Annotated in this window: 11 protein-coding genes and 4 tRNA genes; 13 read left to right on the top strand and 2 right to left on the bottom strand. The window is 57.1% G+C overall.

What is annotated here, in order from left to right:
* Positions 1–6 precede the first annotated feature (6 nt).
* From ACR6AS_RS01710 to ACR6AS_RS01695, 4 genes are all read left to right on the top strand, one after another.
* Positions 7–81, top strand: a tRNA-Gln gene (locus ACR6AS_RS01710).
* Positions 82–103: 22 nt separating this feature from the next.
* Positions 104–180 (top strand) — tRNA-Met (locus tag ACR6AS_RS01705).
* A 6-nt stretch (positions 181–186) separates the two neighbouring features.
* Positions 187–261: transfer RNA gene (locus ACR6AS_RS01700), tRNA-Gln, on the top strand.
* A 27-nt stretch (positions 262–288) separates the two neighbouring features.
* Positions 289–363 (top strand) — tRNA-Gln (locus tag ACR6AS_RS01695).
* A gap of 102 nt (positions 364–465) precedes the next feature.
* Here ACR6AS_RS01695 and ubiF read toward each other — a convergent pair.
* Positions 466–1,638 carry a 3-demethoxyubiquinol 3-hydroxylase gene (gene ubiF, locus ACR6AS_RS01690; RefSeq protein WP_434160935.1) on the bottom strand — a complete coding sequence of 391 codons (1,173 nt, stop codon included), beginning with the start codon at positions 1,636–1,638 and terminating at the stop codon, positions 466–468.
* A gap of 172 nt (positions 1,639–1,810) precedes the next feature.
* Here ubiF and miaB point away from each other — a divergent pair, with 172 nt between their 5' ends.
* From miaB to ACR6AS_RS01645, 9 genes are all read left to right on the top strand, one after another.
* A complete protein-coding gene (gene miaB / locus ACR6AS_RS01685) occupies positions 1,811–3,235 on the top strand; it encodes a tRNA (N6-isopentenyl adenosine(37)-C2)-methylthiotransferase MiaB (RefSeq protein WP_128085766.1) in 1,425 nt (474 codons plus the stop codon).
* A 209-nt stretch (positions 3,236–3,444) separates the two neighbouring features.
* Positions 3,445–4,506, top strand: a complete 1,062-nt coding sequence (locus tag ACR6AS_RS01680) for a PhoH family protein (RefSeq protein WP_111142184.1) — start codon at positions 3,445–3,447, stop codon at positions 4,504–4,506.
* Positions 4,503–4,976, top strand: coding sequence for an rRNA maturation RNase YbeY (ybeY, locus tag ACR6AS_RS01675; RefSeq protein ID WP_434160932.1), 474 nt, complete (start codon positions 4,503–4,505; stop codon positions 4,974–4,976). Before ACR6AS_RS01680 ends, ybeY begins: the two co-directional genes overlap by 4 nt.
* Before the next feature lie 83 nt (positions 4,977–5,059).
* Positions 5,060–5,941, top strand: coding sequence for a CNNM family magnesium/cobalt transport protein CorC (gene corC, locus ACR6AS_RS01670; protein WP_111142186.1), 882 nt, complete (start codon positions 5,060–5,062; stop codon positions 5,939–5,941).
* 4 nt (positions 5,942–5,945) lie between these two features.
* The gene (gene lnt / locus ACR6AS_RS01665) at positions 5,946–7,469 is read left to right on the top strand and encodes an apolipoprotein N-acyltransferase (RefSeq protein WP_293773637.1); all 1,524 of its coding nucleotides are present in this window, start codon (positions 5,946–5,948) and stop codon (positions 7,467–7,469) included.
* Between the two features lie 554 nt (positions 7,470–8,023).
* Complete coding sequence (locus tag ACR6AS_RS01660; RefSeq protein WP_128086250.1) at positions 8,024–8,920, top strand: amino acid ABC transporter substrate-binding protein; 897 nt, start codon at positions 8,024–8,026, stop codon at positions 8,918–8,920.
* 271 nt (positions 8,921–9,191) lie between these two features.
* Complete coding sequence (locus ACR6AS_RS01655) at positions 9,192–9,932, top strand: amino acid ABC transporter permease (protein ID WP_111139035.1); 741 nt, start codon at positions 9,192–9,194, stop codon at positions 9,930–9,932.
* Entirely contained in the window at positions 9,932–10,609 is a 678-nt protein-coding gene (gene gltK, locus ACR6AS_RS01650) for a glutamate/aspartate ABC transporter permease GltK (protein WP_111139034.1), read from the top strand. The genes ACR6AS_RS01655 and gltK overlap by 1 nt, the downstream gene beginning before the upstream one ends.
* The gene (locus tag ACR6AS_RS01645; protein WP_111139033.1) at positions 10,610–11,335 is read left to right on the top strand and encodes an amino acid ABC transporter ATP-binding protein; all 726 of its coding nucleotides are present in this window, start codon (positions 10,610–10,612) and stop codon (positions 11,333–11,335) included.
* Between the two features lie 58 nt (positions 11,336–11,393).
* Here the strand turns inward: ACR6AS_RS01645 and ACR6AS_RS01640 are convergent, their stop codons facing one another.
* A complete protein-coding gene (locus ACR6AS_RS01640; protein WP_111139032.1) occupies positions 11,394–11,876 on the bottom strand; it encodes a zinc ribbon-containing protein in 483 nt (160 codons plus the stop codon).
* Positions 11,877–12,025: the final 149 nt, after the last annotated feature.

The following is a 12,025-nucleotide window of genomic DNA, read 5'->3' as shown; positions in this document are numbered from 1 at the left end:
GACGAATGGGATATCGCCAAGCGGTAAGGCACCGGTTTTTGATACCGGCATTCCCTGGTTCGAATCCAGGTATCCCAGCCATCATTGAAATGCAGTACAATTTGGCTACGTAGCTCAGCTGGTTAGAGCACAGCACTCATAATGCTGGGGTCACAGGTTCGATTCCCGTCGTAGCCACCATATAATTGGGGTGTCGCCAAGCGGTAAGGCACTGGTTTCTGATACCAGCATTCCGGGGTTCGAATCCCTGCACCCCAGCCATACAAAGACAATTTGATTAACACCTATTGGGGTGTCGCCAAGCGGTAAGGCACTGGTTTCTGATACCAGCATTCCGGGGTTCGAATCCCTGCACCCCAGCCAAATTGCACAACAAAGCCCGCTTTTGCGGGCTTTGTTGTTTTTGTGCTTTGCTTATCCTGATACCTGATTCAGGCCCGCCCTGCGGCGAGCCTGAGAGCACGACTACAATCCCAGCGCGTAACGCAATACCTGCCGCTTCAGCACGCCGGAGTGTTCTGCCGCGATCAGCCCGAGGTTACGCGCAAACCGCAGCGGTGCGAGCTGGTTACTGAAGGCGAAGTAGAAGAGATCCATTCCCCCCTGCATCAGCATGTTGTCTTTACGCCGCTGGCGATGATAACGCTGCAGTACCCGTTCGGAGGCCCAATCCTCCGCCGCTCCACGCGCGCTGACCAGCACATCAATCAGAGCATCCACATCGCGATAGCCCAGATTCACGCCCTGCCCGGCCAGCGGATTAATCGTATGGGCGGCATCACCGACCAGCGCCAGTCCCGGCAGAACATACTGCGAAGCATGACGCCGCACCAGCGGGAAGCCGCCGGCCGCGTGCGCTTTGAAGCGTCCCAGCCGCGCCGGGAAGTGACTGGCAACCTCTTTTTCCAGCTGGGCCAGCGGCATCGCCTGTAACTGGCGGACTCTGGCGGGCGCGTCATACCAGACCAGCGAGGCCCGGTTGCCATACAGCGGCAAAAAGGCGCGCGGCCCCTGAGGCGTGAAGTGCTGCCAGGTGGCGTCGCCCGCCGGGTGTTCGCAGGTGACGCTGATCAGTAAACAGGACTGCGCATAGCTCCAGCCGTGAATACCGATGCCGGCCATCTGACGCACCTGCGAGTTCGCCCCATCGGCCCCCACCACCAGCCGGGTATGCAGAACCACGTTGTCGCTGAGATCCATCCGCCAGCCGCCATTTTCGGGCTGCAGATTTTCCAGCGTGGTCGGGCAGTAGCAGGTCACGCCCAGCGACTGCATCTCCTCCCACAGCGCCCGCTGCAGCACGCTGTTCTCGACCATAAAGCCCAGTTCGGGCAGCCCCAGCGAGGCCGCATCAAAGCTCACCTGCGCCGTCTGCCACTCCCAGGTTTCCAGTTTACGATAGGGCGCACTGCGCATCGCCTCAACCCGTGACCAGACGTTGAGCTGCTTCAGTAGCCCCACCGACGCGGACCCAATCGCCGAAATCCGCAGATCGGGATCGCTGTCGGGATCGAAAGGCGCAGGTTCGGCGCGTTCAATCACCGCTACGCGAAAATGGTGCTGTGTCAGTCCACAGGCCAGCGCGGCACCGACCATGCCACCGCCGACAATCACTACATCAAACTGATTATCCTGCATTGCTAATGTCCCTCTCGTAAGCCCGACTGCCAGCGCAAACCGGGTCTGAATAAGGCAAAGTGTACCGGAAAACCCGATGGCTGGCAGAAAAGCCCTCAGGCTGGTCACCACAGCATCAAAGCATTACAATGTGCGCCCCGCACTTCACTGCACTGAATCAATGGCTAGCGCGATGACAAAAAAACTGCATATCAAAACCTGGGGATGTCAGATGAATGAATATGATTCATCCAAGATGTCTGATCTGCTGAACAGTACGCACGGCTACACGCTGACCGAGGTCCCTGAAGAGGCGGATATTCTGCTGCTCAATACCTGCTCTATTCGTGAGAAGGCGCAGGAGAAAGTGTTCCATCTGCTGGGACGCTGGAGAAAGCTTAAAGAGCGTAACCCGGATGTCATTATCGGCGTGGGTGGCTGCGTCGCGTCACAGGAAGGCGACCATATTCGCCAGCGCGCGCCCTGCGTGGATATTGTGTTTGGTCCGCAGACACTTCATCGCCTGCCGGAGATGATCAATACCGTCCGCGGCAGCAAGAGTCCGGTAGTGGATATCAGCTTCCCGGAAATCGAAAAATTTGACCGTCTGCCGGAGCCACGGGCAGAGGGTCCGACCGCCTTTGTCTCGATCATGGAAGGCTGCAACAAATACTGTACGTTCTGCGTGGTGCCCTACACCCGTGGCGAAGAGGTGAGCCGTCCCAGCGACGACATTCTGCTGGAAATCGCGCAGCTGGCGGCGCAGGGCGTCCGTGAAGTCAACCTGCTGGGTCAGAACGTTAACGCCTATCGCGGCGCCACCTTCGACGGTGAGATCTGCACCTTCGCTGAGCTGCTGCGCCTGGTCGCCGCCATCGACGGTATCGACCGTATCCGTTTCACCACCAGCCATCCGATTGAGTTCACCGATGACATTATCGATGTTTATCGCGATACCCCGGAGCTGGTGAGCTTCCTGCATCTGCCGGTGCAGAGTGGTTCAGACCGCATTCTGACCCTGATGAAGCGTGCGCACACCGCGCTGGAGTACAAGGCGATTATCCGCAAGCTGCGCGCGGCGCGTCCCGACATCGAGATCAGCTCCGACTTCATCATCGGTTTCCCGGGTGAGACTCAGCAGGATTTCGAGCAGACCATGAAGCTTATTGGCGAGATTAATTTCGACGTCAGCTTCAGCTTTGTTTACTCGGCCCGTCCCGGCACGCCCGCCGCGGATCTGCCGGATGATGTCAGCGAAGAAGAGAAGAAGCAGCGTCTCTGGATCCTGCAGGAGCGGATCAACCAGCAGGCGCAGGCCATCAGTCGCCGTATGCTCGGCACCGTGCAGCGCATTCTGGTGGAAGGCATCTCCCGCAAGAATGTCATGGAAGTCTCCGGCCGCACCGAAAATAACCGCGTGGTCAACTTCGAAGGCTCGCCTGAGATGATTGGCCGCTTCGTGGATGTGGAAATCGTCGATGTCTACACCAACTCGCTGCGCGGCAGGCTGGTCAGAACCGAAGAGGAGATGGGACTGCGCATGGCACAGAGCCCGGCCTCGGTGATTGCCCGTACCCGCAAAGAGAATGACATCGGCGTCGCCCTCTTCCAGCCGTGAAACCTGCTTTATTGTGCGGCAGCGCGCATCGCGTTGCCGCCAATTTCACTCTGCGCCACTTGGTTTCCGGACGTGCTGCCCAAATATCTCTCCTTAAGCTTGCGCCCCGGCGTTACGGCATAAATAATTTCGTTATGGTGCATCCGGTTAACGCCTGTGATGCGTCAGACACATCCCATAACTGGCCCTGAGGGACCCAAAGGATTCGTTTGAATATCGAAACTCGTGAAATCGCCCTTGAACCGGCTGATAACCGTCGTCTGATGAGCCTGTGCGGACCGTTTGACGATAATGTGAAACAGCTCGAACGTCGTCTGGGTATTGAAATCAATCGTCGCGACAACGTCTTTAAGCTGGTGGGACGTGCGCTCAGCGTCAATGCCGCAGCCGATATTCTGAAAACCCTGTATGTCGACACCGCCCCTGTGCGCGGTGAAATTCCGGATATTGAGCCTGACCAGATCCATCTGGCGATCAAAGAGAGCCGGGTGCTGGAGCAGACCGCCGAGAGCGTGCCGGAGTATGGCAAAGCGGTCAACATCAGGACCAAGCGCGGCGTAATCAAGCCCCGCACGCCGAATCAGGCGCAGTACATCGCGAATGTGCTCGACCACGATATCACCTTCGGCGTCGGCCCGGCGGGCACCGGTAAAACCTACCTGGCCGTTGCGGCGGCTGTGGATGCGCTGGAGCGCCAGGAGATCCGTCGTATCCTGCTGACCCGCCCTGCGGTAGAGGCGGGCGAAAAGCTCGGCTTCCTGCCAGGCGATCTGAGTCAGAAGGTCGATCCCTATCTGCGTCCGCTCTACGATGCCCTGTTCGAGATGCTGGGCTTTGAGCGGGTTGAAAAGCTGATGGAGCGTAACGTCATCGAAGTGGCGCCGCTGGCCTACATGCGTGGCCGCACGCTGAACGATGCGTTTATCATCCTGGATGAGAGCCAGAACACCACCATCGAGCAGATGAAGATGTTCCTGACGCGCATCGGCTTTAACTCCAAAGCGGTCATTACCGGCGACGTCACCCAGATTGACCTGCCGCGTCACGTTAAATCGGGACTGCGTCACGCCATCGAGGTGCTGGCGGACGTGGAAGAGATCAGCTTCAACTTCTTCCACAGCGAAGACGTGGTGCGTCACCCGGTGGTTGCCCGTATTGTCAACGCCTATGAAGCCTGGGAAGCGGCCGATCAGACCCGCCGTGACCAGCAGGCAGAAGAACGTAAACGCGACGCGCTGGCTGCCCAGAGCGCCCCGCAGGAGAGCAAATGAGCGAGGTAGTTCTCGATCTGCAGGTCGCCTGTGAAAACAGCGCTGACCTGCCAGATGAAAGCCAGTTTCACCGCTGGCTGACCGCGGCGGTCACCCCATTTCAGCCCGACAGCGAAGTTACCGTGCGTCTGGTCGATGAAGCGGAGAGTCATGAACTGAACCTGACTTACCGTGGTAAAGATAAACCGACCAACGTGCTCTCTTTCCCGTTTGAGGCACCGCCCGGCATTGAACTGCCCCTGCTGGGCGATCTGATCATCTGCCGTCAGGTGGTTGAGCAGGAAGCCGCAGAACAGGGCAAGCATGTCGAAGCCCACTGGGCGCATATGGTGGTGCACGGCACCCTGCATCTGCTGGGTTACGACCATATCGACGACGATGAAGCCGACGAGATGGAAGGACTGGAGACCGAGATAATGCTTGCTCTCGGTTATCCTGATCCGTACATTTCGGAGAAAGACGACGCCTGAGTGCTGAACGCAGGCCATCCGGCTGTGAGTCACGATGACTGACAGCCCCCCTTTCCTCACCAGAGAGATCTTTAAAAACCGCCATGAGCGACGACCATTCTCAAAACAGCGATGCACCCAGTAGTAAAAAGGGATTTTTTTCCCTGTTAATCAACCAGCTTTTTCACGGTGAACCCAAAAACCGTGATGAGCTACTGGAGCTGATCCGCGACTCGAATCACAAAGAGCTGATTGACCAGGACACCCGCGACATGCTTGAAGGGGTGCTGGATATTGCGGAGCAGCGTGTGCGCGACATCATGATCCCGCGCTCGCAGATGATCACCCTGAAACGCAATCAGAACCTCGAAGAGTGCCTGGATGTCATCATCGACTCCGCCCACTCCCGCTTCCCGGTGATCAGCGAAGACAAAGATCATGTGGAAGGCATTCTGATGGCGAAAGATCTGCTGCCATTTATGAGCAGCGAGTCTGAGCCTTTCAGCATCGAAAAAGTGCTGCGTCCCGCCGTCGTGGTGCCGGAAAGTAAGCGTGTTGATCGGATGCTGAAAGAGTTTCGTTCACAGCGCTACCATATGGCGATCGTGATTGATGAGTTTGGCGGCGTCTCCGGTCTGGTGACGATTGAGGATATCCTGGAGCTGATCGTCGGCGAGATCGAAGATGAGTATGACGATGAAGAAGATCGTGATATCCGTCAGCTCAACCGCCACACTTTCACGGTGCGCGCCCTGACCGCTATTGAAGATTTCAATGAGGTGTTCGGCACGCAGTTCAGTGATGATGAGGTCGACACCATTGGTGGTCTGGTCATGCAGGGCTTCGGCCATCTGCCCGCCCGCGGTGAAAGCATCGAGATCGAGGGTTATCAGTTCAAGGTGGCGATGGCGGACAGCCGCCGCATCATCCAGGTTCACGTCACTATTCCGGAAAATTCGCCACAACCTCAACTGGAAGACGAATAAGTCTATGGCTTTAGCCTCACTCTACCCGCGTCAGCGGGTTCGCCTGCTGCTGGCTGTATTAACGGGTGCCGCAGGCACCCTTGCCTTCTCCCCCTACGATTTCTGGCCCGCCGCCCTGCTTTCGCTGTGCGGTTTACAGTTACTGACTCTGAACCGCTCCAGCCCGCAGGCCAGCGCCATCGGCTTTTTCTGGGGCGTGGGACTGTTCGGCAGCGGCATCAACTGGGTCTACGTCAGTGTCGCCACTTTCGGCGGCATGCCCGGACCGGTTAACGTCTTTATCGTGGCGCTGCTGGCGGCTTATCTGGCGGTCTATCCGGCGCTGTTTGCCGGCATCCTGAACCGCCTATGGCCGCGCACGACGCTGTGGCGTCTGGCGCTGGCGGCACCGGCGCTGTGGCAGATCACTGAGTTTCTGCGCGGCTGGGTGCTGACCGGCTTTCCGTGGCTGCAGTTTGGTTATAGCCAGATCGATGGCCCGCTGAAAGGCCTCGCGCCGCTGGCGGGCGTAGAGACCCTGACGTTTCTGCTGATGGTGGTTGCGGGCCTGCTGGCGTATGCCCTGCAGCAGCGCAACGTCAGAAGTCTGGTCGCCGCACTGCTGCTGCTGGCGCTGCCGTGGCCATTACGCTACATCCAGTGGGTTCAGCCGATCCCCGGCCGTGCCGTCGAGGTGGCGCTGGTCCAGGGCAATATCCCGCAGTCGATGAAGTGGGACCCGCAGCAGCTGCTCAATACCCTGCGGATCTACACCGGTCTGAGCCAGCCGCTGATCGGCAAAGCGCCGATGATCATCTGGCCTGAATCGGCGATTACCGATCTGGAGAGCAATCAGCAGCCGTTCCTGCGTTCGCTGGATGATGAACTGCGCGCGGGCGGCAGTTCGCTGGTCACGGGTATCGTTGATTCCCGGCTGGAGCAGAACCGCTATCACGATTACAACACCGTTATCGTGCTGGGCGGCAAGATGCCTTACAACTACTTCAGCGATAACCGTTACCAGAAGAACCATCTGGTGCCGTTTGGCGAATTTGTGCCGCTGGCCGACCTGCTGCGTCCGCTGGCCCCGTTCTTTGATCTGCCGATGTCGGCCTTCAGCCGGGGTAACTATCTCCAGCCGCAGTTGCGCGTCGCGGGTTATAACCTGACCAGCGCCATCTGTTATGAGATCGTGCTGGGTGAGCAGGTCCGGGCCAACTTCCGGCCCGACACCAGTTTCCTGCTGACCGTCTCAAACGATGCCTGGTTTGGTCACTCGATCGGCCCCTGGCAGCACTACCAGATGGCGAGAATGCGGGCGCTGGAACTGGGTCGTCCGCTGCTGCGCAGCACCAACAATGGCGTGACGGCGGTGGTAAACGCCCAGGGCGATACCGAGGCGATGCTGCCCCAGTTCACGCGGGACGTGCTGACCAGCAAAGTTACGCCAACCGAGGGGATCACCCCTTATGCCCGCGCGGGCCTCTGGCCGGTGTGGTCACTGACGCTGCTGGCGGCACTGGTTGCCCTGCTGCGCAGGCGGCGTTAACCGCTCATCAGCGAGGCCGGCTGTGCGTTGCAGCCGGCGCTTTACGCTCAGACACTGCTTTTTGCATTCCGCGCCTGCTGTGGCGCGGAATGGCTTCTCTTCTGCCCGCACGCCTGACAGCCCTGTTACTGCCCGATGCGTGCCGCGCTTACCGACCCGCCACTTTTACTGATTTCCCGATATTTCCTTCTCCTCCGGCCGCAGACGCTGCTGCCTTTCACCGGCTGCACCGCTTTCTGGCACGATGATTGCTAAATATTTCACTGTTTTTCGCTAACGGGCGGATTGCAGGCGCTGTCGCCTGACCGGTTGCACCAAAACAGTCACTTCTGCTGCACCCTAAACGCGCAGAATGAAAAAACTGCCTTTTTTTGGTGCGTATCACCTCGCAAAAAAGAAACTTTTTTGTTTCATTGCGTTAACAATCCGTTATGTTAATCACTCATCTGCGGCGACGAAAACCGCAGTATGAGCAGAAGCGCAGCAAAACAGACACAACATCATAATCAGCGCAGGTTATAACCTGTGCCTTTTCCATACTAAGGAGTTGGAACATGCAACTACGCAAAGTGGCATTATCTCTTCTGCTGATCGGCGCAGCGGCGGGAGCGGCCCAGGCGGAAGATCTCAGCGGCACTCTGAAGAAGATCAATGACAATGGCGTCATTGTGGTCGGGCATCGCGAATCATCAGTTCCCTTCTCTTATTATGACAACCAGCAAAAAGTCGTGGGTTATTCGCAGGCTTACTCCAATGCTATCGTGGACGCGATCAAAGCGAAGCTGAACAAGCCTGACCTGCAGGTCAAAATGATCCCAATCACCTCACAAAACCGTATCCCGCTGCTGCAAAACGGCACCTACGATTATGAGTGTGGATCGACCACGAATAACCTTGAGCGCCAGAAACAGGCCGCGTTCTCAGACACCATCTTCGTCATCGGCACCCGTCTGCTGGTTAAGAAAGGTGGCCCGATCAAGGATTTCGCCGACCTGAAAGGCAAGACCGTGGTCGTGACGTCCGGCACCACCTCTGAAGTGCTGCTGCACAAACTGAATGACGAACAGAAAATGGATATGCGCATTATCAGCGCAAAAGATCACGGTGACTCTTTCCGTACCCTGGAAACCGGTCGTGCCGTGGCCTTTATGATGGATGATGCCCTGCTGGCCGGCGAACGCGCCAAGGCTAAAAAGCCGGACAACTGGGAGATCTTAGGTACGCCACAGTCGAAAGAAGCTTACGGCTGTATGCTGCGTAAAGACGATCCGCAGTTCAAAGCACTGGTCGATGAAACCATCGCGAAAGCCCAGACCTCGGGTCAGGCCGAAAAATGGTTCGATACCTGGTTCAAGCAGCCGATTCCACCGAAGAACCTGAACATGAACTTTGAGCTGTCTGACGACATGAAAGCCCTGTTCAAGACGCCGAATGACAAGGCACTGAATTAACAAAAAAATACCCAATGGATTTCAGGTTGCCTTATGGCAGGCGCATGTATCCCGGCGCGTGACCCAGGTCAGCGCGGCGGATACGTGCACCGGGCCAGACGAAGCCTGAAAGAGAACGGGTATAACAAGGGCGGCCTGGCTGCCCTCTCGATTGCTGAAACCGCGGCATGGACAGACAGACTGATTCGGGTCGTTCCCCTGAATCAGGCAATAAAACGCCGTTCATCAATCTTCAGGGTAGCTTAGCTACCCTTTTTTTCCGGAGCTCGTTATGGGTATCGATTGGAACTGGGGCATTTTCCTCGAACAGGCCCCGTTCGGTAATACGACCTACCTTGGCTGGCTGTGGTCCGGTTTTCAGGTGACTATTGCGGTCTCCTGCTGTGCCTGGATTATCGCCTTCTGCGTAGGTTCATTTTTCGGCATTCTGCGCACGGTGCCGAATCGCCTGCTTTCCACCCTTGGCACCTGCTATGTGGAACTGTTTCGTAACATCCCGCTGATCGTCCAGTTCTTCTTCTGGTATCTGGTCGCGCCCGAACTGGTGGGCGAAAAGCTGGGCATGTGGTTTAAGTCTGAGCTGGACCCGAATATTCAGTTCTTCCTCTCCTCGATGATCTGTCTGGGTCTGTTTACCGCCGCCCGCGTCTGCGAGCAGGTACGCGCAGCCATTCAGTCACTGCCGACGGGACAGAAGAATGCGGGGCTGGCGATGGGCTTGACCCTGCCGCAGACCTATCGCTATGTCCTACTGCCGAATGCCTATCGCGTGATTGTGCCGCCGATGACATCGGAGATGCTCAACCTGGTGAAAAACTCCGCGATCGCCTCCACCATCGGTCTGGTCGATATGGCGGCGCAGGCGGGCAAACTGCTCGACTACTCTGCGCACGCCTATGAATCCTTTACTGCCATTACGCTGGCCTATATCGCCATCAACCTGGTGATTATGTTCTTGATGAGTCTGGTCGAACGCAAAGTCCGGCTGCCAGGCAATGCGGGAGGCAAGTAATGTACGAGTTTGACTGGAGTTCCATTGTACCCAGCATGCCCTATCTGCTTAACGGCCTGGTGATCACCTTTAAGATCACCCTGACCGCCGTGGTGTTCGGCATTCTGTGGGGCACCCTGCTGGCGGTGATGCGTCTGTCGAGCATTAAGCCTGTCAGCTGGTTCGCTAAAATTTATGTCAACCTGTTCCGCTCGGTGCCGCTGGTCATGGTGCTGCTGTGGTTCTATCTGGTGGTGCCGAGCTTCCTGCAGCAGGTGCTGGGGCTGTCGCCGAAGACCGATATCCGCCTGATTTCCGCTATGGTCGCCTTCTCGCTGTTTGAAGCGGCCTACTACTCGGAAATTATCCGTGCGGGCATCATCAGTATCTCGCGTGGACAGGGTAATGCGGCGCTGGCGCTGGGTATGACACCCTGGCAGTCGATGCGGCTGATCATTCTGCCGCAGGCGTTCCGCGCCATGGTTCCGCTGTTACTGACCCAGGGTATCGTGCTGTTCCAGGATACCTCGCTGGTCTATGTCTTAAGCCTGGCGGACTTCTTCCGCACCGCGTCCACCATCGGTGAGCGCGACGGAACCCAGGTTGAAATGGTTCTGTTTGCAGGCCTGGTCTACTTCGTTATCAGCCTGAGCGCCTCGTTGCTGGTCAGCTATCTCAAAAGAAAAAGGACGGTTTAAATGATTAGCCTGAAAAATGTTTCTAAGTGGTATGGTCACTTTCAGGTGCTGACCGACTGCTCAACCGATGTCAAAACCGGTGAGGTGGTAGTGGTGTGCGGACCGTCCGGTTCCGGTAAGTCGACGCTGATTAAAACGGTGAACGGCCTTGAGCCAATTCAGCAGGGTGTGATCGCCGTCAACGGCACCGAGGTGAACAACAAAAAAACCAATCTGGCGCAGCTTCGCAGCCAGGTAGGCATGGTTTTCCAGCACTTCGAGCTGTTCCCGCATCTGAGCATTATCAACAATCTGGTGCTGGCGCAGGTAAAAGTGCTGAAGCGCGATAAAGCGGCGGCCCGTGAAAAGGGGCTGAAACTGCTGAAGCGCGTAGGTCTGGCGGCGCATGCGGAGAAGTTCCCCGGCCAGCTTTCCGGTGGTCAGCAGCAGCGCGTGGCGATTGCGCGGGCGCTCTGCATGGATCCCATCGCGATGCTGTTTGATGAGCCGACCTCGGCGCTGGACCCGGAGATGATCAACGAAGTGCTGGATGTCATGGTTGAGCTGGCCCAGGAGGGCATGACGATGATGGTGGTAACACATGAGATGGGCTTTGCCCGCAAAGTGGCTAACCGCGTCATTTTCATGGATGAGGGGAAAATTATCGAAGACACCAACAAGGATGACTTCTTTAATAACCCGCAGTCTGACCGTGCGAAAGAGTTCCTCGCTAAAATCCTGCACTAATCTGCGTAACCGGCGGGTCACACAGCGTGACCCGCTTCCTTTCATTCACGCAATCCTGTCAGGGCTCAAATGGCTGACGCTGGAACTGATCGTGGCCGCACTCCGGGCAGCGCGACAGGGTTTCAGGCGTGTAAATAGCGCGGGTAAACTGACACTTTTCACACACCAGATTGCCCAGCCCTACCACTTCTCCGCTCTGATACACCCCGTGGTGATGCAGATCCTGAAAGACCTCGCGCCACTCCAGCTGACTTTTATCGGTGATGTCCGCCAGCTCTTTCCAGACGCTCTCGCGGATAATGCGCATAAACAGCGAATCCGCCAGCGGCTCTTCGACATCGGTATAACTGCGTGCAAACTCCCCCAGATCGCGGCGCACGGAACTCAGCGCCTGATCAATTTCCGCTTCCGTTAACGTTTCGCGCGCCATCAGCTGCTGTCGCCGTCCGGCAATCAGTTCATCAAGGTTACGATCGCCCTGACGAAGACGCTCGGTCAACACGGCTAACGACTCGCGATATTCCTGAGCCACTTTATTCATTTTATTCTCCTTTATGCAGACCCTCGCTGAAGTAAGTTTAGTCGCAATGTGGCTGTTGCCGTGTCGTCTGTACAGTGAATTACAAAAGAGTGAGAGCGCTGACGCTTTCCGCAGAAATCGTCGCCGCCAAAGTGGGAAGTGTTGTTGAG

The sequence above is a fragment of the Pantoea phosphatilytica genome, from assembly GCF_051025615.1.
Taxonomy (GTDB): Bacteria; Pseudomonadota; Gammaproteobacteria; order Enterobacterales; family Enterobacteriaceae; genus Pantoea.
This window is presented reverse-complemented; position numbering and strand designations above follow the sequence as displayed.